Annotated in this window: 21 protein-coding genes; 11 read left to right on the forward strand and 10 right to left on the reverse strand. The window is 60.2% G+C overall.

Going from position 1 to position 23633, the window contains the following annotated elements; translation table 11 throughout:
• The first annotated feature begins 1 nt into the window (after nucleotide 1).
• On the forward strand, nucleotides 2-1792 hold the full coding sequence (locus CQ009_RS02480) for a KinB sensor domain-containing domain (protein WP_064389724.1): 1791 nt from the start codon (nucleotides 2-4) through the stop codon (nucleotides 1790-1792).
• Here the strand turns inward: CQ009_RS02480 and CQ009_RS02485 are convergent.
• The 7 genes from CQ009_RS02485 to CQ009_RS02520 all read right to left on the reverse strand — a co-directional run bounded on the left by CQ009_RS02485 (nucleotide 1789) and on the right by CQ009_RS02520 (nucleotide 9127).
• Entirely contained in the window at nucleotides 1789-3402 is a 1614-nt protein-coding gene (locus tag CQ009_RS02485) for an EAL domain-containing protein (RefSeq protein ID WP_177330946.1), read from the reverse strand. The genes CQ009_RS02480 and CQ009_RS02485 overlap by 4 nt on opposite strands.
• Nucleotides 3403-3478: 76 nt before the next feature.
• Nucleotides 3479-4261 carry an N-acetylmuramoyl-L-alanine amidase gene (locus CQ009_RS02490; protein WP_064389726.1) on the reverse strand — a complete coding sequence of 261 codons (783 nt, stop codon included), beginning with the start codon at nucleotides 4259-4261 and terminating at the stop codon, nucleotides 3479-3481.
• Between the two features lie 101 nt (nucleotides 4262-4362).
• A complete protein-coding gene (locus tag CQ009_RS02495; RefSeq protein ID WP_105704772.1) occupies nucleotides 4363-6444 on the reverse strand; it encodes a diguanylate cyclase in 2082 nt (693 codons plus the stop codon).
• Nucleotides 6441-7319, reverse strand: a complete 879-nt coding sequence (locus CQ009_RS02500; protein WP_064389728.1) for an endonuclease/exonuclease/phosphatase family protein — start codon at nucleotides 7317-7319, stop codon at nucleotides 6441-6443. The genes CQ009_RS02495 and CQ009_RS02500 overlap by 4 nt, the downstream gene beginning before the upstream one ends.
• A 14-nt stretch (nucleotides 7320-7333) precedes the next feature.
• Nucleotides 7334-7975, reverse strand: coding sequence for a thiol:disulfide interchange protein DsbA/DsbL (locus CQ009_RS02505; RefSeq protein WP_053125396.1), 642 nt, complete (start codon nucleotides 7973-7975; stop codon nucleotides 7334-7336).
• 200 nt (nucleotides 7976-8175) lie between these two features.
• Nucleotides 8176-8793 carry a cytochrome c gene (locus CQ009_RS02515; RefSeq protein WP_064389729.1) on the reverse strand — a complete coding sequence of 206 codons (618 nt, stop codon included), beginning with the start codon at nucleotides 8791-8793 and terminating at the stop codon, nucleotides 8176-8178.
• 43 nt (nucleotides 8794-8836) lie between these two features.
• Nucleotides 8837-9127, reverse strand: coding sequence for a cytochrome c5 family protein (locus tag CQ009_RS02520; RefSeq protein WP_034152239.1), 291 nt, complete (start codon nucleotides 9125-9127; stop codon nucleotides 8837-8839).
• Between the two features lie 191 nt (nucleotides 9128-9318).
• Between CQ009_RS02520 and yihA the strand changes: the two genes are divergently transcribed.
• Nucleotides 9319-9960 carry a ribosome biogenesis GTP-binding protein YihA/YsxC gene (yihA, locus tag CQ009_RS02525; RefSeq protein WP_064389730.1) on the forward strand — a complete coding sequence of 214 codons (642 nt, stop codon included), beginning with the start codon at nucleotides 9319-9321 and terminating at the stop codon, nucleotides 9958-9960.
• Nucleotides 9961-10384: 424 nt separating this feature from the next.
• Here yihA and polA read toward each other — a convergent pair whose 3' ends face one another.
• Nucleotides 10385-13189, reverse strand: coding sequence for a DNA polymerase I (gene polA / locus CQ009_RS02530; protein WP_105704774.1), 2805 nt, complete (start codon nucleotides 13187-13189; stop codon nucleotides 10385-10387).
• 74 nt (nucleotides 13190-13263) lie between these two features.
• Between polA and CQ009_RS02535 the strand changes: the two genes are divergently transcribed.
• Nucleotides 13264-13554, forward strand: a complete 291-nt coding sequence (locus CQ009_RS02535; RefSeq protein WP_064389732.1) for a DUF2782 domain-containing protein — start codon at nucleotides 13264-13266, stop codon at nucleotides 13552-13554.
• Nucleotides 13555-13608: 54 nt separating this feature from the next.
• Nucleotides 13609-14562: a homoserine kinase gene (locus tag CQ009_RS02540; protein WP_105704775.1), complete on the forward strand. Its 954-nt coding sequence runs from the start codon at nucleotides 13609-13611 to the stop codon at nucleotides 14560-14562.
• 82 nt (nucleotides 14563-14644) lie between these two features.
• Here the strand turns inward: CQ009_RS02540 and CQ009_RS02545 are convergent, their stop codons facing one another.
• Nucleotides 14645-15565 (reverse strand): zinc ABC transporter substrate-binding protein ZnuA, encoded by a 921-nt coding sequence (locus tag CQ009_RS02545; RefSeq protein ID WP_008081226.1) that lies wholly within the window; start codon nucleotides 15563-15565, stop codon nucleotides 14645-14647.
• 66 nt (nucleotides 15566-15631) lie between these two features.
• Here CQ009_RS02545 and CQ009_RS02550 point away from each other — a divergent pair, with 66 nt between their 5' ends.
• The 4 genes from CQ009_RS02550 to CQ009_RS02565 are packed head-to-tail and all read left to right on the forward strand — an operon-like array spanning nucleotide 15632 to nucleotide 18431.
• Nucleotides 15632-16114: a Fur family transcriptional regulator gene (locus CQ009_RS02550; protein ID WP_007911760.1), complete on the forward strand. Its 483-nt coding sequence runs from the start codon at nucleotides 15632-15634 to the stop codon at nucleotides 16112-16114.
• On the forward strand, nucleotides 16114-16899 hold the full coding sequence (znuC, locus tag CQ009_RS02555; RefSeq protein ID WP_064389735.1) for a zinc ABC transporter ATP-binding protein ZnuC: 786 nt from the start codon (nucleotides 16114-16116) through the stop codon (nucleotides 16897-16899). The genes CQ009_RS02550 and znuC overlap by 1 nt, the downstream gene beginning before the upstream one ends.
• A complete protein-coding gene (gene znuB / locus CQ009_RS02560) occupies nucleotides 16892-17680 on the forward strand; it encodes a zinc ABC transporter permease subunit ZnuB (RefSeq protein ID WP_016986450.1) in 789 nt (262 codons plus the stop codon). Before znuC ends, znuB begins: the two co-directional genes overlap by 8 nt.
• Before the next feature lie 37 nt (nucleotides 17681-17717).
• The gene (locus CQ009_RS02565; protein WP_105704776.1) at nucleotides 17718-18431 is read left to right on the forward strand and encodes a PA5502 family lipoprotein; all 714 of its coding nucleotides are present in this window, start codon (nucleotides 17718-17720) and stop codon (nucleotides 18429-18431) included.
• Nucleotides 18432-18554: 123 nt separating this feature from the next.
• On the opposite strand, the gene katE is transcribed toward CQ009_RS02565, so the two are convergent.
• The gene (katE, locus tag CQ009_RS02570; protein WP_105704809.1) at nucleotides 18555-20696 is read right to left on the reverse strand and encodes a catalase HPII; all 2142 of its coding nucleotides are present in this window, start codon (nucleotides 20694-20696) and stop codon (nucleotides 18555-18557) included.
• Nucleotides 20697-20956: 260 nt separating this feature from the next.
• Between katE and CQ009_RS02575 the strand changes: the two genes are divergently transcribed.
• The 3 genes from CQ009_RS02575 (at nucleotide 20957) to CQ009_RS02585 (ending at nucleotide 23485) form a co-directional block, all read left to right on the forward strand.
• Nucleotides 20957-21964: a methionine ABC transporter ATP-binding protein gene (locus CQ009_RS02575; protein ID WP_064389737.1), complete on the forward strand. Its 1008-nt coding sequence runs from the start codon at nucleotides 20957-20959 to the stop codon at nucleotides 21962-21964.
• Nucleotides 21964-22638, forward strand: a complete 675-nt coding sequence (locus tag CQ009_RS02580; RefSeq protein WP_016986455.1) for a methionine ABC transporter permease — start codon at nucleotides 21964-21966, stop codon at nucleotides 22636-22638. The genes CQ009_RS02575 and CQ009_RS02580 overlap by 1 nt, the downstream gene beginning before the upstream one ends.
• Before the next feature lie 76 nt (nucleotides 22639-22714).
• Nucleotides 22715-23485 carry a MetQ/NlpA family ABC transporter substrate-binding protein gene (locus tag CQ009_RS02585; RefSeq protein ID WP_034152245.1) on the forward strand — a complete coding sequence of 257 codons (771 nt, stop codon included), beginning with the start codon at nucleotides 22715-22717 and terminating at the stop codon, nucleotides 23483-23485.
• Nucleotides 23486-23633: the final 148 nt, after the last annotated feature.

Here is a 23633-nt window from a genome sequence, read left to right on the forward strand (position 1 = left end):
GATGAAACTGGCGATGAAGTTGCGGACCCGCTTGTTCTTGAGCATTTCCGCGCTGATCACCGTGGCCCTTCTCGGGCTGCTGCTCGGGCTGGTCAGTGTGATGCAGATGGCCGGCACTCAAGAGGCATTGGTGCGCAGCAACTTCGTCACCCTCGATCTGGGCCTCAAGTTGCGACAGACGCTGGGTGATCAATTGATCATCATGCTGGCGGAAAAACCTGACCCGGTCGCTTTCGAAGCGTCGAAACAGCATTACTTCCAATTGCTCGACGAAGGCATCGCTCAAGAACAGGAGGGCGATGGTCGACAGTACGGTTTCAGTCAGGCCAAAGCGGATTACCTCCGCTTTCTGCAAGCCTTCGATTTGTCGCATGACCCGGCCAGTTCAATGGGCAGCAGCGCCGACTTCCGGGAGCGCTTCAACACCTTGCGCAACGGCCTGATCGCTGAACACAAACATGCCCTCGATAACATCAACGCGGTACAACACGCCGCCCGCGACCGGGCGCTCCTCGTCGCGGGCCTGCTCGGGCTGGTGGGACTGGCTGTGTTGATCATCGGATTTGTCACCGCTCACGGTATCGCCCGGCGATTTGGCGCGCCGATCGAAGCGCTGGCGCAAGCGGCGGACAATATTGGCCAAGGCAATTTTGAAGTGACCCTGCCGATCTCTTCGGCAATGGAAATGAATCAGTTGACCAAGCGTTTCGGGCTGATGGCCGAAGCGCTGCGTGAGCATCAGGCAACCAACGTCGACGAATTGCTTGCCGGTCAGCAACGCTTGCAGGCGGTACTCGACAGTATCGATGACGGCTTGTTGATGATTGACCGCCAAGGACATCTGGAACACCTCAACCCAGTCGCTCAGCGCCAATTGGGCTGGGAAGATGACCGTCTCGGCCAAGGACTGGGGACGGCGCTGGGGCGCCCGGAACTGGACGCGCAGTTGCAACTGGTGCTGCGCGGCGGCTCTCTGGAGCGTGCGCCGGAGGATTTGAGTATCGAGGTCGACGGCGAATCGCGCCTGCTGACCTACAGCCTGACGCCGGTCAGTCACACCCAAGGCCACATTCTCGGCGCGGTGATGGTCTTGCACGACGTCACCGAGCAGCGCGCTTTCGAGCGGGTGCGCAGCGAGTTCGTCCTGCGCGCCTCTCACGAGCTGCGCACGCCGGTCACCGGCATGCATATGGCGTTCGGCCTGTTCCGTGAGCGGGCGAAGTTTCCAGCGGAGTCGCGCGAGGCGGACCTGCTCGACACCGTGAACGAAGAAATGCAGCGCCTGATGCAGTTGATCAATGACCTGCTCAACTTCTCGCGTTATCAGAACGGTCTGCAGAAACTGACGTTGGCGCCGTGTTCCATCGAAGATCTGCTGGAACAGGCGCGACTTCGCTTTGCAGATTTTGCGCTGGGCAAAGGCATCGCACTGAATGTCGAAGTGCAGGGGCCATTGCCCCGGTTGCAAGCCGATCAGGCCCAACTCGACCGCGTCCTCGACAACCTGATCGACAACGCCCTGCGCCACACCGCCCGCGACGGCCAGATACGTTTGCAGGCGCGACGCCATGGCGAGCGGGTGATCATCAGTGTTGAAGACAATGGCGAAGGTATTGCCTACGGCCAGCAGGGGCGCATCTTCGAGCCGTTCGTGCAGGTCGGACGCAAGAAGGGCGGCGCCGGTCTTGGCCTGGCGCTGTGCAAGGAAATCGTCCAGCTACACGGCGGGCGGATGGGCGTTTACTCGCGGCCGGGGCAGGGCACGCAGTTCTATATGGCGCTGACAGTTTAGGCTTCGTCGTCCATGCGTCGCCCGGTGAGGCGCCGCCCTCGGGTGATCAGCTCAATGAACTGCACCGCGCTCAGGGCATGGGCGAACAGCCAGCCTTGCCCGAACTTGACGCCTTCACTGCTGAGCAATTCGGCTTGCGACTCCAGCTCGATGCCTTCGGCAATCACCTTCAAGTCCAACGCCTGCGCCATGTGAATGATGTGCGGGGCGACGCCGCTGCTCGCCGCATCGTGGCCGAGCGCATCAATAAAGGCCTTGTCGATTTTCAGGCAATCCACCGGCAGGGTTTGCAGGTAGGCGAGGCTGCAATAGCCGGTGCCGAAGTCATCGATCAGCACCTGATGGCCGACATCGCGCAGGGCTTGCAGGTTTTCCCGCGCCACCACCACATCAATCAGACCACGTTCGGTGACTTCGAAGGCGATTTGCCGCGCGGCCACCCGGTGCAACGTCAGTAGCCGCGCCATGACTTGCCCGATGCGCGGCACCATGACGTCGCAAGCCGCAAGATTCACCGAGATATACAGTTGCGGGTTGGCCCGAAGCAACTGGCCCAACTGCTCCAGCAGGCGCTGGAGGACGAAATCGGTCATCTGGCGGATCTGCCCGGTGTTCTCCGCCATCGGGATGAACAGGTCGGGGCTGGTCAGCGTGCCATCTGGGCGACGCCAGCGCAGCAAGGCTTCGGCGCCGACGCAGTTACGGCTGTCGAGGTCGAAGATCGGTTGGTAGAGCACCTGCAGCTCGCCACGGCGGATGGCGCCGTGCAATTCGGCATCCAGCGATTGGCGCTGACGCGCCAACAGAAACACCAGAAAACCGACAATGGCGCCGGCCACCAGGCAGACCGGGATCATCCACCACCAGACAGCGGGGATGTGCATGCCGGTACGCGGTGTGATCAATACCAACTGATATTCGGGGTTGTCGGTGGGCATGCGATAGATCAGCCGCGTGTGCGTCACCTGCAAGGCGTCGCGGCTTTTCGGCGGCCATTGCTCTGTGGGTGGCCAGACCTGTTCTTTGCCCAGTACCGGAATGGCTCGAGTGCCATGGTCCAGCACCACCAACAGACTGCTGCCGGGCGACAGATCGACCATATCGGTCAGGTGCCCCCGGGAGGTAGCGACGCGAAAATTACCGCGCCCCAACATCAGCGCTGCACGGTTTTCATCGGGTTCGGTGGTGGTGTTAAGCCAATAGCTGTAGGTCGGGCCTTTGATATCCGGCGCACGAACAACGGACAGACCTTCCTGGCGCGGACGGTTGGAGCAGATCCGCGAGGCGTCCATATAAGCGGCTTCATAAACGAAGCGATAGTTGAAGGTGACTTGCTGCAGGGTAGCGATCATTTCGTCGTCACAACTGCGCAGAGGTTGGGCTTCGAGGTCGTCGAGACTTTCGCGCAGTTGACCGAACAATTGTTCGAGGCGGGCCAGGAATCGTTCGCCTTGGGCATTCATTTCCTGGCTTTCACGTTGCTCGACCTGACGCATTGCGACAAACAAACCGCCGGCGATCAACAGGCTGGCACTGAGGACAGCCGCGATCATCGCCAAAAACCAAGGGCGAAAGAACCAGCTACGCAGCGTCTCTCGGGTAGCAGCCATCATGGAATATCCGAAGAATTACCAATGAGTTATAGCTGCTGATTGCGATTTCGCCCTGACCGTCGGGCGGGCGTCATTATTTTGTCTGATTAAGGACCAGCAGCAGTGCTGCGGTTTGCGCGTCCGGTGTGCCGTCGAAGCGCGAAGGGCGGAAGTGCATCTGGAAGGCTGCGAGGACGTGGCGTGTCGCAACGTCGAGTTCGCCGGTCTGCGGGGTGTCGTAGCCCAGATGCGCCAATTGCGCCTGGAACCAGCTGATGCTCGGCAGTTCGGCGCTGTTGAACAGCATTTGCTGGCGCGCGACCGCCATTTCATTCGGCCACACGCCCAAGCCTTCAGCGGCGAGGCGCTTCCATGGGAACAATGGGCCCGGATCGAGTTTGCGCAGCGGGGCGATGTCGCTGTGACCGATGATGTGACGCGGGCTGATGCCGTTGCGCTTGCTGATGTCCTTGAGCAGGACGATCAGCGATTGAATTTGCGCTTCGCTGTACGGATACCACAGGCGCCCGGTCGGCGTGTCCTTGAAGCCCGGATTGACGATTTCGATACCGATCGAACTGGAGTTGAGCCAGGTGCGGCCCTGCCATTGGCTTTCGCCGGCGTGCCAGGCGCGCTGGTTTTCGTCCATCAGCTTGTAAATGGTGCCGCCCTTGTCGTCGCCGATCAGGTAGTGGCTGCTGACTTCGCCGTGGGTCAGCAGTTGCAACGAGCGTTCCAGCGACGTCGAGGTGTAGTGGACGATCACGAACTGAATGCGACTGTCATGGTTGGCCGAAGGATGGCTGGTGTCGTAACGCGGGCCGCTGGCGCAACCGGCCAGGACAAGCAGCGAAGCGAGAAGGGCAAAGAATTTCATGGCAGAGGGCAATACACGCAAGACAATAATGCAACAGTGTAACGTACTGCCTTGCGTCTCAACGGTCAGCGGGCGCAATTAAACAAAATGGCACAATTTGCTCAGCCCAGCTCGACCCGGTTGCGTCCGGCGTTTTTCGCCCGGTATAGCGCCTGATCGGCTTTTTTCAGCACCAGATCGCTATGTTCTCCCGCTCGGAATGTCGCCAATCCCATGGAAAGGGTAATCGTCACTCGCTCGCCTTTAAAGTGGAACGGGCACGCTTCGATCGCGGCGCGCAGGGTCTCCAGCAGTTTGGCGCCAACTGCAGGTGGTGTGGCTGGCATCAGTAGAACGAATTCTTCCCCGCCGAAACGGGCGATGAAGTCCGAGCCGCGCAGGCGCTTGCGCAGCACGGTGGCGATGATTTTCAGCACCTTGTCGCCGGCCAGATGGCCGTAGTTGTCGTTGATCCGTTTGAAGTGATCGAGGTCGAGCATGGCCAGGCTCAGGGTGTTGCCGTGTTGTTGCCACTGCTGGATTTCGTGCTCGAGGCGTTCACTCCACGCGGCGCGATTGGGCAGGCCGGTGAGCGGATCGATCAAGGCTTTCTGTCTTTGAACTTCAAGATGTTCGCGGAACCCTTGGGCTTCCTGTTCCATATGCGCTACGCGCTCGGAAAGGCTTTTGAGCCGCGTGGCGACTTCCTGCTCGCGGGCGTCGCGCTGCTTCTGGTGCTGATCCATGGTGCCGAGCAGGCCTTCGAGATGGTTCTCCAGCACGTGCTTGAGGTCTTCCAGATCCGCAGCTTCCTGCACGCTGGTCTGCAAACCGTCGACCTGCTCGCGGATCTGCGTGTCCATGGCCCGCGCTGCCGAGCTGTTATCGGCGTGACCTTCACTGGCGGCTTGCAGATTGCTCTGGAACGCTTCGAGGCGTTCGTTGAGCTGTTGCAAATAGGCTTCGAATTCATGCTGACCGCTGTCGGTGATCGCCAGCATCAACGTCGCGAGATCGTCGAGGATCGGGATCAGTTCATACCAGTTCAAGCCGTGCTTGAGGCGCTCACGCATCGCTTCGGCTTGCGGGCGGTGGCGCTCGGGCAGGGTCAGGTCGTCGAGCAGACCGATCAGGGTGTCTTCGATGTGTTTGGCCACGGAGCTGTACGACGGCTCTGGGGAGTCCGGCAGGGCGAAGAGAATGTCTTGCTCGGAATGCTCCGGATCGATAGCTGCGAGGGCCTGCGCCATTGGTTCAGGCAGGGGCAGGCTGTCGAGGATCAGCGGTGTCGGGTCGCCGGGGTGGATCAATTCGTCCGGGTTGAAGCTGACGGCCATTGCCGGCGTCGGGGCGGCACTTGGCGCGATGACGGTTTCGGCTTTGGCCTCGACGGACGGCGCTACAGCCGTATCAGCCACTTCTTCGCTGACGAGGGGAGGTGGTTCAAATGCAACCACGTCAGCTGCTGGCAGCGGCTCCGAGAGCGGCGAGCGGGCCTCGCTCGCGGGTGCGGGTGGTTTGATCACGGGAGCGGTGATGACCGGCTCCGAAACTGCGGCAGCTTGCTCGGGCACGGGCACTGGTTCTGGCTCGGTTGCTGACGCGGCAGGCGCTGGCACTTCACGCGTTACTTGCGCCGGCGCGGGCGTTTCTGCGCTCGGAGCTGGCGCTTCTTCACTGTCACGAGCCCCAAACAAGCGCTGCAACAATCCCGGACGTCCCGGTTCGGCTGGCGTATCCAACTGACTCAATGCCCTGCTTTGCAAGCCGCTGAGCTCACTCAGCAGCAATGGCATTTCCCGCGCGGAACCGACGCGACCATCCAGTTGTTTGGCGAATTTCTTCAGCGGCTGGGCGACTTCACGCGGCAGTGGCAACGCCTGCAACTGGGTGACCAGCGAGGTCAGCGCGGTGCTGACTTGATCAATGCGGGTTTCACGGCGCTGCTCGGAATCGAGCACGGCTTTTTCCAGGCGCGGCAGCAGGGCGGCGAGGCCTGCGTCCATGTCGTCGGTGCGCACCACATCGCGCATCTCTTTCATGCACTGATCAACGACCTTGTCGGTGCCCTCGGCAGCCAGCGTGCTGCGCACCAGACCACGTCGAAGCAAGTCGAGCCTGGCGGCCCAGCGGCGTTCGAGTTTGTCCTGCTGTTCGATGCTTTTGAGGTACTTCTCTTTCCAGCGCTGGGCTTCGTCGCTCATTCAAGGGTTCCGCGAGGGGCAGGACTCATCGCGGGCAATGCATCGGCCGTGAGCGAACCCGGCAGACGAATCTCTACCGCGACCGGCAGGTGATCGGAAATGGGTTGTGCCAGCACTTGAACTCTTTCCAGGGTCAGGGTCGGGCTGAGCAGAATATGATCAAGGCAACGCTGCGGGCGCCAGCTGGGGAAAGTCGCTTCCACCTGCGGAGCCAGCAAGCCGAGATCGCGTAACGGAGAGTGTTGTAGCAGATCGCTGGCGTGGGTGTTCATGTCACCCATCAACACTTGGTGTTTATAGCCACCGATCAGCTCACGAATATAGGCCAGTTGCAGGCTGCGCGTGCGCGCGCCGAGGGCCAGGTGCATCATCACTACCACCAGCGCTTCCGGACCTTCGCCGAAACGCAGCAGAATCGCGCCGCGACCTTTCGGGCCGGGCAGCGGATGATCTTCAATCGCCGACGGTTTCAGGCGACTGAGCACGCCATTGCTGTGCTGGGCCAGTCGACCGAGGTTGCGATTGAGTTGTTGATACCAGTAGGGGAAGGCGCCGAGTTGGGCCAGATGTTCGACCTGGTTGACGTAGCCTGAACGCAGGCTGCCGCCATCGGCTTCCTGCAGGGCGACCAGATCGAAGTCGCCGAGCAGGTCGCCGATCTTTTGCAGATTGCCTGAGCGGCCGTTGTGCGGCAGCAGGTGCTGCCAGCTACGGGTCAGGTAATGCCGATAGCGCTCGGTGCTGATGCCGACCTGGATATTGAAACTGAGCAGACGCAGTCGCTGGTCTGCGGGCAGGCCCGTGGACTCCAGGTGATGCTCGTTGACCTGCGGATCATGCAGGCCAACGATGCGTTCGGACTTCCAGCGGCGCATGGCGGTGGCGGCGCTTAGTTGGCTGCAGCCTTGGTTGCCGCTCGCTCTTTGGCGACCAGTTGGTCGGCCAGTTGCAGCGCTTGCTCGGCACCACCGGCAGAGCCGATGTCGAAGCGGTATTTACCGTTGACGATCATGGTTGGCACGCCAGTGATTTCATACTTCTTGGCCAGTTCGCGAGCCTTTACGATCTGACCTTTGATGGCGAACGAGTCGAAGGTGGCAAGGAACTTGTCCTTGTCCACGCCCTGGGTGGCGAGGAAGTCAGCCATGTCGTTCTTGTCGGTCAGCTTCTTGTGTTGTTTCTGGATTGCTTCGAAAACCGCGGCGTGAACCTTGTGCTCGACTCCCATGGCTTCGAGGGTCAGGAACATTTGACCGTGAGCATCCCACGGGCCGCCGAACATCGCCGGGATACGCACGAAGTTGACGTCGGATGGCAGCTTCTCAACCCATGGGTTGATCACCGGTTCAAAGGCGTAGCAGTGCGGGCAGCCGTACCAGAACAGCTCGACCACTTCGATCTTGCCAGGCTCTGCAACCGGTACCGGGTTGGCCAGCTCGACGTAAGGGGCGGCTGGGGCTTCGGCGGCTTGAGCGGTCACGCCGAACAGGCTGGCAGCGACGAGGGCGGCGCTGATGATCAGATTACGCATGCTTTACTCCTGGACAATTTGGGTCGCCTCGCGCGACCTGTTTTCAGACAGATCCTGGCGGGCATGAGTTCTGTAGTGTAACGGCAGCGGCCACAAAAAAGGGCGGCCAAAGCCACCCTTTTTATACTTGCTGTGACGGATTAATCGAGCGTTAACATCGCAGGAGATGTCCGCCCCCTGCAGACCTCGATCCGCTGGCCTTAGTGCAGGCCCTGAATGTAGCTGGAGACCGCGGCGATGTCTTCGTCGCTCAGCTTGCGGGCGATGGTGCGCATGGTCATCGCGTCGCCGTCGTTGCTGCGTCCGGCCGCCGGATCTTCCTTGCGGAAGTCGGTCAGTTGCTTGGCGATGTATTGAGCGTGTTGGCCACCGAGGTGCGGGAAGCCGGCGGCGGCGTTGCCAGCGCCATTCGGCGAATGGCAGCCGGTGCAGGCTGGCAGGCCTTTTTCCAGGTTGCCGCCACGGAACAGGGCTTCACCGCGAGCGACGATCTTCGGATCGGCGGCGCCGACGCTGCCTTGCTGGCTGGCGAAATAGGCAGCGATGTCGGCCAGGTCCTGATCGCTCAGGTTGGTCAGCAGGCCGGTCATTTCCAGAACAGTGCGCTTGCCCGACTTGATGTCGTGCAATTGCTTGGTCAGGTAGCGTTCACCTTGACCGGCCAGTTTCGGAAAATTTGGCGCCATGCTGTTGCCGTCCGGGCCATGGCAGGCTCCGCAAACGGCGGCTTTTGCCTGGCCTGCTGCGGCATCACCGGCAGCATGGGCGAAGCCTGAGATTCCCACGGTCAACAGCAGACTCACGATCAATTTGTTCATCAGCTAATCCAACTACGGCTAAGGGTTAAGTTATGGACCGGGTTTACTCGCTCATCCAAAGGATGATGGCTTGGTAATCCTCGGCACTGCAGTCCATGCACAAACCACGCGGCGGCATCGCCTTGAAACCCTGGGTCACGTGTTGCACCAGCGTCTCCATACCTTTCGCCAACCTCGGCGTCCAAGCTTCCTGATCGCCTCTTTCGGGCGCCATGGGTAGTTGGCCGGAATGACAGGCACCACAAACACGGTTGTACACAGCTTCCGGATCCTGTGTAGCCTGTGCGCTGTAAAGCGGCATCAAGACTCCGGCAGCCAGCAGCCATTTCGTCATAAAACGACCTTTTCAGGGTTGAGAGCGTTCTGCGTTCTAATGCGCAATCAAGGTCTGTCGCTCTCGTGAACTTCATCCTACGCTGGGACAAAGCACACACAAAATCTGCGGCATTATATACTGGCGTCACTGAAACGGAAGCGACACCGCGTTCCGCGCCCAATCCCGGCGCCGCCCACATCGGAAATCCCATGCAACTCAAGAATCCCATCCTCGGCCTGTGCCAACAGTCCACGTTCATGCTCAGTGCCGCCAAAGTCGATCAATGCCCTGACGACGAAGGCTTCGAAGTGGCATTTGCCGGTCGTTCCAACGCCGGCAAATCCAGCGCACTGAACACCCTGACTCACGCCAGCCTGGCGCGCACCTCGAAAACCCCGGGTCGCACACAGCTGTTGAACTTCTTCAAGCTAGACGAAGATCGCCGTCTGGTCGACCTGCCGGGCTACGGTTACGCAAAAGTACCGATCCCGCTGAAGATGCACTGGCAGCGTCACCTTGAGGCGTACCTCGGTGGCCGCGAGAGTTTGAAGGGTTTGATTCTGATGATGGACATCCGTCATCCAATGACCGACTTCGACCTGTTGATGCTCGACTGGGCCGTTGCGGCCGGCATGCCAATGCACATCCTGCTGACCAAGGCCGACAAACTGACCTACGGCGCAGCCAAGAACACCCTGCTCAAAGTGCAGTCGGAAATCCGCAAAGGCTGGGGCGATCAAGTCACCATCCAACTGTTCTCCGCACCAAAACGCATGGGCCTGGAAGAGGCCTACACTGTACTGGCCGGCTGGATGGAACTGGCAGACAAAGGCGCCGAGGCGGCTGAGTAAACAGGGATTAGAAAATTGGCTGTGGTGCGCTCAGGCAAGGCGAAAGCACACTGAAAAGCGGCCGGGGTCGCGCTCGACTTTAGGGTACCTAAATGAGCATTTTTAGCTGTGCTTTCAACGCAATCTGAGCGTGCCACAGCCAATTTTCAGGCAAAAAAAGCCCCGGATTTCATTGGGGAGGGAGAAATTCCGGGGTTTAAGTTCCGAACCGCTAGGGCGGGGTTCAGATATCTGCCAACACTTAACACAACATAGGAGCATCGAAGGGCTTCACCAGCCATTCAGTATCTCTGAGTGGTGTACTTCCAGATTAGTTCAGAATTTTTTCAAAAAGCTTTGGAATAATCCCAAGCGCTTTTCGAAATAAGCAGGTTTTACCGGCGTTGCCGCGACATCAGGTCGCGGCAAACCGTGTTCAAAAGGCTCAGTGAGCCTCATCCCAATTGTTGCCCACCCCCACTTCGACCAGCAGCGGCACATCCAGTTTTGCCGCCTCGCTCATGTGCACGCGAATTTCGGCGCTGACCTGTTCGACCAGATCCTCACGAACCTCCAGCACCAGTTCATCGTGCACCTGCAGAATGACTCTGGCGTCCAGCCCGGACGTCGCCAGCCAGTTATCCACCGCGACCATGGCTTTCTTGATGATGTCGGCCGCTGTGCCCTGCATCGGCGCGTTGATCGCTGTGCGTTCGGCGGCAGCGCGTTCCTGCGGCTTGTTCGAATTGATCTCCGGCAGGTACAGACGACGACCGAAGAACGTCTCGACATAACCCTGATCCGCCGCCTGCGCGCGGGTGCGATCCATGTACTCGCGAACGCCTGGATAGCGGGCGAAGTAGGTATCGATGTAAGCCTTGGCCGTCTTGGTGTCGACGCCGATGTCCTTGCCGAGCTTCTGCGCGCCCATGCCGTAAATCAGACCGAAGTTGATCGCCTTGGCGCCACGGCGCTGGTCCGAGCTCACTTCGTTGAGCTCAACCTTGAACACTTCAGCAGCGGTCGCGGTGTGCACGTCGAGATTGTTGCGGAAGGCATTCATCAGGCCTTCGTCCTTGGACAGGTGCGCCATGATCCGCAGTTCGATCTGCGAATAGTCCGCCGCGAGCAGTTTGTAGCCCTTTGGCGCGACGAACGCCTGACGGATGCGTCGACCTTCAGCGGTGCGTACCGGGATGTTCTGCAGGTTTGGATCACTGGAGGACAAGCGACCGGTCGACGCCACAGCCTGGTGATACGAAGTGTGGATCCGCCCGGTGCGCGGATTGATCTGCTCCGGCAGGCGATCGGTGTAAGTGCTCTTCAGTTTGCTCATCGAACGGTGCTCCATCAGCACCTTCGGCAAGCGGTGATCGTCTTCAGCGAGTTTCGCCAGCACTTCTTCAGCGGTGGACGGTTGACCCTTGGCGGTCTTCTTCAGTACCGGCAGGCCGAGTTTTTCGTAGAGAATCACGCCCAGTTGCTTCGGCGAGCCAAGGTTGAATTCTTCCCCGGCGATCTCGAAGGCTTCGCGCTCCAGCGCGACCATTTTGTTGCCCAACTCGATGCTCTGGATGCCGAGCAGCTCTGCGTCGACGAACGCGCCTTGGCGCTCGATGCGCGCGAGCACCGGCACCAGCGGAATCTCGATGTCGGTCAGCACGCTGGCCAGGCTCGGGATCGCGCTGAGTTTTTCGAACAAGGTTTGGTGCAGACGCAGGGTTATGTCGGCGTCTTCGGCGGCGTACGGGCCGGCCTGTTCCAAGGCGATCTGGTCGAAGGTCAGCTGCTTGGCACCTTTGCCAGCGATGTCCTGGAAGCTCACGGTGGTGTGATCCAGGTACTTCTGCGCGAGGCTGTCCATGTCGTGACGGGTGGCGGTGGAGTTGAGCACGTAGGACTCAAGCATCGTGTCGAAGGCGATACCGCGCACGGTGATGCCGTTGTTCTGATCGCCGCCGATGGCGCAGTTGGCGAGGATGTTCATGTCGAACTTGGCGTGCTGGCCGACCTTGAACTTGCTCGGGTCTTCCAGAATCGGCTTGAGTGCGCGCAGTACGGTGTCGCGATCCAGCTGTTCCGGCACGCCGATGTAAGAGTGGGTCAGCGGAATGTACGCGGCTTCGTTGGCTTGCACGGCGAACGACAGGCCAACCAGTTGCGCCTGCTGCGCGTCGATGCCGGTGGTTTCAGTATCGAAGGCGAGCAGTTTGGCGTTCTTCAGTTTTTCCAGCCAGACGTCGAAACGCGCCTGATCTAGGATGGTTTCGTACGCGGCTTCAGCAGGCGCGGCGGGCGCTTCCTCTGCTGGCGCGCTGAACAGATCGGCGGCCGGCGCAGGCTCGCTGGCTGCGCTCAATTCGAGACGTTTGGCGTCGCGATCCAGATCATTGATCCAGCTTTTGAATTCCAGCAGCGTGTACAGCTCGTAGAGCTTGGCCGGGTCTTCCGCGCCCATCTGCAGATCGTCGAGTTCGACGTCCAGCGGCACGTCGACCTTGATGGTCGCCAGTTGATAGGAGAGGAACGCCATCTCCTTGTGTTCTTCAAGCTTGGCCGGCAGGGTTTTCGCGCCGCGAATCGGCAGGGTCGGGACGATGTCGAGATTGGCGTACAGCTCGGTGAGGCCGCCGTTGACCCCGACCAACAGGCCGGACGCGGTTTTCGGGCCAATGCCCGGAACGCCGGGAATGTTGTCGGACGAATCGCCCATCAGCGCCAGATAATCGATGATCTGCTCCGGTGCGACGCCGAATTTCTCCTTCACGCCTTCCACGTCCATCGAACTACCGGACATGGTGTTGACCAAGGTAATGTGGCCATCGACCAGTTGCGCCATGTCCTTGTCGCCGGTGGAGATCACCACCGGGCGATCCGCCGCCGCGCTGCTGCGGGCGAGGGTGCCGATGACGTCGTCGGCCTCGACGCCTTCCACGCACAGCAGCGGGAAACCGAGGGCGATCACGCTCTGGTGCAGCGGCTCGATCTGCACGCGCATGTCGTCGGGCATGCTTGGGCGGTTGGCTTTGTATTCGGCGTACATTTCATCGCGAAATGTCCCGCCCTTGGCGTCGAACACCACGGCGAACGGACTGTCCGGGTACTGCTTGCGCAGACTCTTGAGCATGTTCAGCACGCCTTTGACCGCACCGGTCGGCAGGCCTTTGGAGGTGGTCAGTGGTGGCAGCGCGTGAAACGCGCGGTACAGGTAAGACGAACCGTCCACCAGGACGAGGGGGGCTTGGCTCATGAGCAGGATCAACCTTTTCGGCGGGTCCGGCGCTAGAATAGCGGGACCGTTGACGACAAAGGGACAAGGTTATCATGCGTACGTTAAATCGCTTGCTGCTGGTCGGTCTGATTGCTGCCTCGCCGTTGGCCGCGATGGCGGCGGATGATGCGCCGTCGGGAGATCCTGAAGTCACCATTCGCACGGAAGGCGACAAGACGATTCAGGAGTACCGTCAAAACGGGTTCCTGTACGCGATCAAAGTCACTCCGAAGGGCGCACCACCCTACTTTCTGGTGCGTGCAGACGGGACGGATGCAAACTTCATCCGCTCGGATCAGCCGGATATGCTGATTCCGTCGTGGAAGATTTTCGAATGGAAGTAGATTTTTAATTCACTCGGCGCCGCAATTGGCGGCGCCCGTACTGGCAGTTAAAACATGTCTGTGTTCACTCCCCTGGCTCGGCCCGAGCTGGAAACCTTTCTCGCCCCTTACGGGCTTGGCCGTCTGCTTGATTTCCAGGGGATCGCCGCCGGCAGCGAAAACACCAACTTCTTTATCAGCCTGGAGCAAGGCGAGTTCGTCCTGACCCTGGTCGAGCGCGGTCCGGTGCAGGAGATGCCGTTCTTCATCGACCTGCTCGACGTGCTCCACGAAGCCGATCTGCCGGTGCCGTACGCACTGCGCACCACCGACGGTGTGGCGTTGCGTGAGCTGAAAGGCAAACCGGCGCTGCTGCAACCGCGCCTGTCCGGCAAGCACATCAAAGTCGCCAATGCTCAGCATTGCGCGCAGGTCGGCGAGTTGCAGGCGCACTTGCACCTGGCGACCCAGGGCGAGCGCATGATCAAGCGCAAGACCGATCGTGGTCTGGACTGGATGCTGGAGGAGGGCACGGAGTTTCTCTCGCACCTGAGTGATGAACCGCGTGTGCTGCTACAAAAGGCGCTGGATGAAATCACCGAGCGCAAAGAGAAGATCCTCGCGCTGCCGCGGGCGAATATTCATGCCGACCTGTTTCGCGATAACGCGATGTTCGAAGGCACGCACCTGACCGGGCTGATCGACTTCTACAACGCCTGCTCGGGGCCGATGCTGTACGACGTGGCGATTGCCTTGAATGACTGGTGTTCGGACGAAGAAGGTTTGATCGATGGGCCGCGTGCCCGCGCATTCCTTGGCGCTTATGCGGCGTTGCGCCCGTTCACGGCGGCGGAGGCCGAGTTGTGGCCGACCATGCTGCGCGTGGCGTGTGTGCGGTTCTGGCTGTCGCGACTGATTGCGGCGGAGCAGTTTGCCGGGCAGGACGTTTTGATTCACGATCCGCAGGAGTTTGAACAGCGCTTGGCGCAGCGGCAGCAGGTCAATACACCTTTGCCTTTCGCGCTTTAAGATCAAAAGATCGCAGCCTTCGGCAGCTCCTACATGGAATCACCTGTAGGAGCTGCCGAAGGCTGCGATCTTTTTCTAAGGGTTACAAAGATTCCAGGCAGCCCGCCAGATCGTTGCCCAACTTCTCCAGCACCTGCTCATAGCCCTGAGCCGTCGCCGGGGTGTATCCGCCCAACGCATCCAGCTCCGCCAGCTTCACCGGCAGGCCAGCCACGAGCGTCTCCGCCAGACGCGGACGCAACGGCGGCTCACTGAACACACACGTCTTGCCGACTTCCTGCAAACGCTTGCGCATCGCCGCGACATGTTGCGCGCCCGGCTGCACTTCGGCAGCCACGCTGAACACACCGGCGTGCTTCAGGCCATAAGCCTCTTCAAAGTAATCAAACGCCTCGTGGAAGACGAAGTACGGCTTGCCTTCAACGCTGGCCAGACGCTGCTTCAAACGCTGATCCAACGCATCCAGACGCGCGTCAAACGCCTTGGCATTGCTCTGATAACGCTCGGCGTTGGCCGGGTCGGCAGCGCTCAAGTCTGCCGCCATCTTGTCGGCAATCACCCGCGCATTCACCGGCGACAACCACAAATGCGCATCCAGCGTACCCGGACGATGATCGTGATCATGCTCGTCAGCCTCTTCGGCGTGGGAATGGCTGTCTTCAGCAAAACGGCGCAGTTTCATCCCCGGCAGATCCTGCACCGCGACGCTCGGCAGCGTACGACCGTTCAGCACGCGCGGCAGGAAACCTTCCATGTCCGGGCCGATCCAGTAGAGCAGATCGACCGATTGCACCTTCCGTACGTCGGATGGGCGCAGGGCGTAATTGTGCGGCGAAGCACCCGGTGGCAGCAGCACTTCGGGAATCGCCACACCGTCCTGCACCGCCGCTGCAATCAGCTGCAACGGTTTGATGCTGGTGAGCACTTTGACCTCGGCCTGAGCCGAACCGATCAGCAGAAAACTGGCGACAAAAGCCACAAAAACAGAAAAAAGTCGGGACACGATGACCACTCAAGGAGGCGAGAACGGGTAACATAATAACGTCTCTATCAAAACTCGTCGCCGCCCATGCCTATTACACCGATTGCCAGCCGTCCCCACGACCACTCACATTGCGTGCACAGCGCTTTGTCCGAGGCCGATACCTTGTGCGCCCAGAAAGGCTTGCGCCTGACCGCGTTGCGCCGCCGGGTACTGGAACTGGTGTGGCAGAGCCACAAGCCGCTGGGCGCCTACGACATTCTCGCGGTACTCAGCGAGCAGGACGGCCGCCGCGCCGCGCCGCCAACCGTGTATCGCGCGCTGGATTTCCTTCTGGAAAACGGCCTGGTGCACCGCATCTCTTCGCTCAACGCCTTCGTCGGCTGTGTGCACCCGGAGCACGCACATCAGGGCCAGTTCCTGATCTGCCGCGATTGCCACGCCGCCATCGAACTTGAGCAAAAAGTGATCAGCGACGCGATCATCAACAGCGCCAAAGACGTTGGCTTCATCGTCGAAGCGCAGACCGTCGAAGTCGTCGGCCTGTGCTCCGGTTGCCAGGGGGCTTGATGAGCAATGCGCTGATTCGTCTGGAACAGGTCGCCGTCACGTTTGCCGGGCAGGCTGTGCTGGACAACATCGAGCTGAGCGTCGAGCCGGGGCAGATCGTCACCCTGATCGGCCCCAACGGCGCCGGTAAAACCACGCTGGTGCGCGCTGTGCTCGGGCTGTTGAAGCCGGACAGCGGCAGCGTCTGGCGCAAGCCGAAACTGCGCGTCGGCTACATGCCGCAAAAACTCCACGTCGATCCGACCTTGCCACTGTCGGTGCTGCGCTTTCTGCGGCTGGTGCCGGGCGTTGATCGTCCGCGTGCCTTGGCCGCATTGAAAGAAGTGGGTGCCGAACACGTCATCGACAGCCCGGTGCAAAGCGTTTCCGGTGGTGAAATGCAGCGTGTGCTACTTGCTCGGGCATTGCTGCGCGAACCTGAATTGCTGGTGCTCGACGAGCCGGTGCAGGGTGTTGATGTTGCCGGCCAGGCCGAGCTTTACAGCCTGATCACCCGTCTGCGCGACCGCCACGGCTGCGGTGTGCTGATGGTGTCCCACGATTTGCATCTGGTGATGAGCACCACCGACCAGGTGGTCTGCCTCAACCGTCATGTCTGCTGCTCCGGGCATCCCGAGCAGGTCAGCGGCGATCCGGCGTTCGTCGAGCTGTTCGGCAAGAACGCGCAGAGCCTGGCGATCTATCACCACCATCACGACCACGCTCACGACCTGCACGGTTCGGTAGTCAAAGGGCCAGTTGTTGGCCAACCTCACGTTCATGGAGACAACTGCAAGCATGGCTGATTTTCTGTTGTATGCCCTGCTTGCAGGTCTGGCGCTGGCACTGGTGGCCGGTCCGCTCGGTTCGTTTGTGGTCTGGCGGCGCATGGCCTATTTCGGCGACACCCTGTCCCACGCCGCGTTGCTCGGTGTGGCTTTGGGCTTTTTGCTGGATGTCAGCCCGACGGTCGCGGTCACCGTAGGCTGCCTGCTGCTGGCGGTGCTGCTGGTAACCCTTCAACAGCGTCAACCGCTGGCGTCTGACACGCTGTTGGGAATTCTCGCACCGAGCACGCTCTCTCTTGGCCTGGTGGTACTAAGCTTCATGCATGAAGTGCGGATCGACCTGATGGCCTATCTGTTCGGCGACCTGCTGGCGATCAGCCCGACTGATCTGGCGTGGATCCTCGGTGGCAGTGCGGCGGTGCTGGTGTTGCTGGTGACACTGTGGCGGCCATTGCTGGCGATTACGGTGCACGAAGAACTGGCCAAGGTCGAAGGCCTGCCGGTCGCGGGCCTGCGCATGGCGTTGATGTTGTTGATCGCGGTGGTGATCGCGGTGGCGATGAAAATCGTCGGTGTGTTGCTGATTACTTCGCTGTTGATCATCCCGGCGGCTGCGGCACAGCGTCACGCCCGTTCGCCGGAGCAGATGGCGCTCGGCGCGAGCTTGCTGGGCATGCTCGCCGTATGTGGCGGGCTGGCGCTGTCGTGGTTCAAGGACACCCCGGCCGGGCCGTCCATCGTTGTGACGGCGGCCGCACTGTTTCTGTTGAGTTTTGTTCTGCCCCGTCGTGGGGTGTAGACTTGGCCGCTTTTTGCGCAATTAGAGAGTCGCAGGAATGAAGCCGTTCGCCTCCCGTTATCTGCTCCTTGTCGCATTTTCAGTGCTACTGGGCGCCTGCCAAAGCACGCCGCCGGTGGCTGAAGTCCCCGATGCGCGGGCTACGGCCATCGCACAGCTGGAGCAAAACCTGGCCAGCAGCGAACTGGCCACTGCCGAAGACCAATTGGCTGCTTTGCAGAAAGAAACCCCAAACGACGCATCCCTTGAGCAATACCAGCGGCAATTGGCCGAGGCGTATCTGCGTCGCAGCCAGATCGTGCTGCAGAAGGGGGATGTGAATGCCGCCGCCACAGCGTTGAGCCGTGCCCGTGCGTTGATGCCGAAAGCACCGGCGCTGACCGGTGGCGTGAATGGCGCCATCACTGAAGCGCGCAAGGCTGAGCTGGAGAAGGCTGAAGCTGCACTGCTGGCCGCCGAAGCCAAGCCGAAAGCCAAGGTGATCGATCCGACCGCCGAGAGCACCACGGTGGCGCTGAATATCACCGATAGCCGCAAACTTCGCCGGCAACTGGATGCGATCGCCGCTGACGTGGTGAATTACGAGTGTGGAGTGACCATTCAGGCACCACGGACGAATGACTATCCATGGTTGTCGACGTTGCTGACCAAGCGGGTCAAAAAGCTCAACCCGGATTTTGAGCTGAAGATCGAGAAGCAGATTGTGCGCACCGTACCGGCACAGATGGTTCTGAGCCCGCGTAAACCTTAAAAAGCATCGCGAGCAGGCTCACTCCTACATTTGATCTCGGTGTGACACCCATTCTGTGTTCACCGAAGATCTCCTGTAGGAGTGAGCCTGCTCGCGATAGCGTCCTGCCAGTCAGCAAAATCCTTAAGCCGGAATGGCTTTGGCCTTAGGCTCGCGATCCCAAACCCGATGCTGCCCGATCGCCGTAAAGAACGGCTTGGTCAACGCCGGCACATCCTTGCCCTGCAGTAATCCAGCATCCGCTTCCAGTTTCAGCAAATCCTGCAACTGCTTGGCATCGCCGTGCAACGCAATCGCCTTTAAGTGCTTGTACGCCTCCAGCACGTAGTGCAACGCCACGCCGTCGCCGCTCAACGCCTTGACCGACGCCGCGCCACCCGGCACGAACACCGCGTCAAAGATCACCGACGGCATGCCTTCCATCGAAGCATCCACTGGCAACATTTTGCCGTCAGCGGTCTTCACCGGCGCTGAAGTTGGGCCGAGCAACTTGGCATGCGCACCTTCAGCGGCCAATGCCTTCTTCATCGCATCAATCGCCGCACCATCGACGCCGTTGGCAGCAAGAATCGCCACTTTTCGGGTTTTGATATTTTCTGGCAGCAAGTTAGCCTGACTCAATGACGGCGAGTGATCGAAAGACACCTTGCGCGCATCCACCGTGCCTTTGGTAGGCGCAGGCAGACCCAGATTAGCCGCCACACGCTTGGCCAGTTCCAGATCGATGTTGGCCAGAATCTCGTTCACTTCCCGCGCACGGATGAACTCGCGCTCAACCTTGCCCAGCTCGAAGCTGTAGGCGGCAATGATGTGCTCTTTCTCGTGGTCGCTCATGCTGTTGAAGAACAGCGTCGCCTGGGAAAAGTGATCGCTGAACGACTCGCTGCGCTGGCGGATCTTGTTCGCATCGATGCGTTCCGGATAACTCTCGAACCCACCGTCCTGCGCGGCCGGCGGCGTTTCTTTTGGCCAGCCGCCATCAATCGAGTTCGGCTCGTAAGAGGCGCGGCCCTTGTCGATCACCGTGCGGTGCTGCGCATCGCGCTGACCGTTATGGAACGGCGCCACCGGGCGGTTGATCGGCAGCTCATGAAAGTTCGGCCCACCGAGTCGGCTGATTTGCGTGTCGGTGTAGGAAAACAGCCGACCTTGCAGCAACGGGTCGTTGGAGAAGTCGATGCCCGGCACGATGTGGCCAGGGCAGAACGCAACCTGCTCGGTCTCGGCAAAGAAATTGTCCGGGTTACGGTTCAAGGTCATTTTGCCCAGCGGCGTGATCGGCACGATTTCTTCTGGGATCAGTTTGGTCGGATCGAGGATGTCGAAATCGAAGTCATGCTCGTTTTCTTCCTCGATGACCTGCACGCCCAACTCCCATTCCGGGTAGTCGCCCATCTCGATCGCTTCCCAGAGGTCGCGACGGTGGTAGTCGGTGTCTTTACCGGCAAGCTTCTGCGCCTCGTCCCAGACCAGCGAGCAAGTGCCGGCGGTAGGGCGCCAGTGGAATTTGACGAAGCGTGATTTGCCTTCAGCGTTGATCAACCGGAAGGTGTGCACGCCGAAGCCCTGCATGCTGCGCAGGCTTTTCGGGATCGCCCGGTCGGACATCGCCCAGATGACCATGTGCGCCGATTCCGGCACCAGTGAGACGAAGTCCCAGAAGGTATCGTGGGCCGAGCCGCCGGTAGGGATTTCATTGTGCGGCTCGGGTTTCACCGCGTGGACGAAGTCGGGAAACTTGATCGCGTCCTGAATGAAAAACACCGGCATGTTGTTGCCGACCAGATCGAAGTTGCCTTCATCGGTAAAGAACTTCACGGCGAAACCGCGCACGTCTCGTACGGTGTCACCGGAACCGCGCGGCCCCTGCACCGTGGAAAAGCGCACGAACACCGGGGTCTTTTTCCCTGGGTCCTGTAGGAAGCCGGCCTTGGTCAGCGTCGAATGGTTCTCGTAGGCCTGAAAGAAACCATGGGCGCCAGTGCCGCGCGCGTGGACGATGCGCTCCGGGATGCGTTCATGGTCAAAATGCGTGATCTTTTCCCGCATGATGAAGTCTTCAAGCAGCGACGGCCCGCGCGGGCCCGCCTTGAGGGTGTTTTGGTTGTCGGCGATCTTCACGCCTTGGTTGGTGCGCAGTGCCTGGCCGGTGGCGTCGGAGCGAAACTTTTCCAGGCTGTCGAGTTTGGCGTTGGTGTTGGCGCGATCCGGGGTATCGGTTCCGGCCATCTGGCTTTTATCTGTCGTAGGCTTCTTGCTCATCAGTCGTAAACTCCTCGGTTGACCCCGATGCTTGCCGGGGACTCTTGAGTGGTTCCCGGGCACGGCACCCAGGGTTTTCAAGTCGCTTACTTAGTGACTGATGGGCTGCTTTGGACGTTCCTTTTTTATGACCTTTGATCTTGTTATTGCCAAATCGAAGGTTAATTGCGAAATAAATGCTAAGAACCTCTATACGGACAGGCTAAAATGCGCGCCCGGCTAACCGCTGATCCTTTTCTAACGCGCCCCACAAGGTTCGCTACGTGATCGAGTTTCAAAACGTCCACAAGACTTACCGCGTCGCCGGTAAGGATATTCCCGCGCTGCACCCGACCAGTCTCTCTATCGAGAACGGGCAGGTGTTCGGCCTGATCGGCCATTCCGGCGCGGGCAAAAGTACCCTGCTGCGTCTGATCAATCGCCTGGAAGACTCCAGCGGCGGCAAGATCATCGTCGACGGCGAAGAAGTCACCGCGCTGGACGCCAACGGCCTGCGCCGTTTCCGTCAGCAAGTCGGGATGATCTTCCAGCACTTCAACCTGCTCGCCTCCAAAACCGTGGCCGACAACGTAGCGTTGCCGCTGACCCTGGCCGGCGAACTGTCGGGCAGCGACATCGACAAGCGTGTTGCCGAGTTGCTGGCGCGGGTCGGTCTGTCTGACCACGCCAAGAAGTACCCGGCGCAATTGTCCGGTGGCCAGAAGCAGCGCGTCGGCATTGCCCGCGCCCTGGCAACCAAGCCGAAGATTCTGCTGTGCGACGAGGCCACCAGTGCCCTCGACCCGCAGACCACCGCGTCGGTTCTGCAATTGCTGGCCGAGATCAACCGCGAACTGAAGCTGACCATCGTCCTGATCACCCACGAGATGGATGTGATCCGTCGCGTCTGCGATCAAGTGGCGGTGATGGATGCCGGCGTGATCGTCGAGCAAGGTTCGGTGGCTGATGTGTTCCTGCATCCCAAGCACCCGACCACCAAGCGCTTTGTTCAGGAAAGCGAGCAGATCGACGAAAGCGAGCAGCGCGATGACTTCGCTCACGTGCCGGGGCGCATTGTGCGTCTGACCTTCCAGGGCGAAGCGACCTACGCGCCGTTGCTCGGTACCGTCGCCCGGGAAACCGGCGTCGACTACAGCATCCTTGCCGGTCGTATCGACCGCATCAAAGACATTCCGTACGGGCAATTGACCCTCGCCGTCACCGGTGGCGACATGGAAGCGGCTTTCGCCCGCTTCACCGCCGCTGACGTTCACATGGAGGTATTGCGCTAATGGAAGACCTGATCAGTTTCTTCACCAACATCGATTGGTACGAAATCTGGCTGGCCACCGGCGACACCATGCTGATGCTTGGCGGTTCGCTACTGTTCACCGTGTTGCTCGGCCTGCCGCTGGGCGTGTTGCTGTTCCTCTGCAGCCCGCGTCAGTTGCTGGAAAATCGCGGCCTCTATGCGTTCATGTCGCTGGCGGTGAACATCCTGCGTTCGCTGCCGTTCATCATTCTGTTGATCGTGATGATCCCGTTCACCGTGCTGATCACTGGCACGTCGCTGGGCGTGGCCGGTGCGATTCCGCCGTTGGTCGTCGGTGCAACACCGTTCTTCGCGCGTCTGGTGGAAACCGCGCTGCGTGAAGTCGATCGCGGCATCATCGAAGCGACCCAGTCGATGGGCGCGACCACGCGGCAGATCATCATGAACGCTTTGTTGCCGGAAGCCCGTCCGGGCATTTTCGCGGCGATTACGGTGACGGCGATTACACTGGTGTCCTACACGGCAATGGCCGGTGTGGTCGGCGCCGGTGGTCTGGGTGACCTGGCGATCCGTTTCGGTTACCAGCGTTTCCAGACTGACGTGATGATCGTCACCGTGGTGTTGCTGTTGATTCTGGTGCAAGTGCTGCAGATGGTCGGTGATCGACTGGTCGTGCATTTCTCGCGCAAATAAGCGGTTTTGTAATCAAGAGATGAGCCGGCCATTCGCTGGCAGGCGCCAGACGGGCGCCTCATAAGGAGTTAGCTGAATGAAAAAACTGATCGCTGCTTTCGCTGCCGTTGCGGCATTCTCGGCCCACGCCGAAACCCTGACCGTGGCTGCCACTCCGGTGCCGCACGCGGAAATCCTCGAGTTCGTGAAGCCGGCGCTGGCCAAAGAAGGCGTGGATCTGAAGGTCAAGGTCTTCACCGACTACATTCAGCCGAACGTACAGGTCGCCGAAAAGCGTCTGGACGCCAACTTCTTCCAGCACCAGCCGTACCTCGATGAGTTCAACAAGGCCAAGGGCACCAACCTGGTCGCCGTGACTGGTGTGCACCTGGAGCCGCTGGGCGCTTACTCGAGCAAGCTCAAGGATCTGAAGGATCTGCCAAGCGGTGCCAACGTGGTGATCCCGAACGACGCCACCAACGGCGGCCGTGCGCTGTTGCTGCTGGCCAAGGCTGGCGTGATCACGCTGAAGGATCCGACCAACATCCTGTCGACCGTCAAAGACATCGCGACCAACCCGAAAGACCTGAAGATCCGTGAACTGGAAGCCGCGACCATCCCGCGCGTGCTGACCCAGGTTGATCTGGCGCTGATCAACACCAACTACGCGCTGGAAGCCAAGCTCGATCCGTCCAAGGATGCGCTGGTGATCGAAGGCAACGACTCGCCGTACGTGAACATCCTCGTGTCCCGCGCGGACAACAAGGACAGCGACGCGATGAAGAAACTCGCTGCTGCGCTGCACAGCCCGGAAGTGAAGCAATTCATCACCGAGAAGTACAAAGGCGCGGTGCTGCCGGCGTTCTGATTCGGGTTGCTGCAATGAAAAAGGGGCGCATTTATATGCGCCCCTTTTTTTGTCTGATGCTTGGCTTTGGAGCTGTTGTGAAGCGACCCCTCACCCCAGCCCTCTCCCGGAGGGAGAGGGGGCCGACCGAGGTGTCTTGCGTTCTACA

The organism is Pseudomonas sp. MYb2 (assembly GCF_002979955.1).
In the GTDB taxonomy this organism is placed as follows: domain Bacteria; phylum Pseudomonadota; class Gammaproteobacteria; order Pseudomonadales; family Pseudomonadaceae; genus Aquipseudomonas.

Bases quoted from the DNA above. Each gene is read 5' to 3' on its own strand.
- CQ009_RS02565 (WP_105704776.1), top strand. From the start codon at position 17,718: ATGAAGCCGTTCGCCTCCCGTTATCTGCTCCTTGTCGCATTTTCAGTG.
- znuB (WP_016986450.1), top strand. From the start codon at position 16,892: ATGGCTGATTTTCTGTTGTATGCCCTGCTTGCAGGTCTGGCGCTGGCA.
- CQ009_RS02580 (WP_016986455.1), top strand. From the start codon at position 21,964: ATGGAAGACCTGATCAGTTTCTTCACCAACATCGATTGGTACGAAATC.
- CQ009_RS02505 (WP_053125396.1), bottom strand. From the start codon at position 7,975: ATGCGTAATCTGATCATCAGCGCCGCCCTCGTCGCTGCCAGCCTGTTC.
- yihA (WP_064389730.1), top strand. From the start codon at position 9,319: ATGCAACTCAAGAATCCCATCCTCGGCCTGTGCCAACAGTCCACGTTC.
- CQ009_RS02495 (WP_105704772.1), bottom strand. From the start codon at position 6,444: ATGAGCGACGAAGCCCAGCGCTGGAAAGAGAAGTACCTCAAAAGCATC.
- CQ009_RS02480 (WP_064389724.1), top strand. From the start codon at position 2: ATGAAACTGGCGATGAAGTTGCGGACCCGCTTGTTCTTGAGCATTTCC.
- CQ009_RS02550 (WP_007911760.1), top strand. From the start codon at position 15,632: ATGCCTATTACACCGATTGCCAGCCGTCCCCACGACCACTCACATTGC.
- CQ009_RS02490 (WP_064389726.1), bottom strand. From the start codon at position 4,261: ATGAAATTCTTTGCCCTTCTCGCTTCGCTGCTTGTCCTGGCCGGTTGC.
- CQ009_RS02535 (WP_064389732.1), top strand. From the start codon at position 13,264: ATGCGTACGTTAAATCGCTTGCTGCTGGTCGGTCTGATTGCTGCCTCG.
- CQ009_RS02500 (WP_064389728.1), bottom strand. From the start codon at position 7,319: ATGCGCCGCTGGAAGTCCGAACGCATCGTTGGCCTGCATGATCCGCAG.
- CQ009_RS02485 (WP_177330946.1), bottom strand. From the start codon at position 3,402: ATGGCTGCTACCCGAGAGACGCTGCGTAGCTGGTTCTTTCGCCCTTGG.
- CQ009_RS02540 (WP_105704775.1), top strand. From the start codon at position 13,609: ATGTCTGTGTTCACTCCCCTGGCTCGGCCCGAGCTGGAAACCTTTCTC.
- CQ009_RS02520 (WP_034152239.1), bottom strand. From the start codon at position 9,127: ATGACGAAATGGCTGCTGGCTGCCGGAGTCTTGATGCCGCTTTACAGC.
- CQ009_RS02515 (WP_064389729.1), bottom strand. From the start codon at position 8,793: ATGAACAAATTGATCGTGAGTCTGCTGTTGACCGTGGGAATCTCAGGC.
- CQ009_RS02585 (WP_034152245.1), top strand. From the start codon at position 22,715: ATGAAAAAACTGATCGCTGCTTTCGCTGCCGTTGCGGCATTCTCGGCC.
- polA (WP_105704774.1), bottom strand. From the start codon at position 13,189: ATGAGCCAAGCCCCCCTCGTCCTGGTGGACGGTTCGTCTTACCTGTAC.
- znuC (WP_064389735.1), top strand. From the start codon at position 16,114: ATGAGCAATGCGCTGATTCGTCTGGAACAGGTCGCCGTCACGTTTGCC.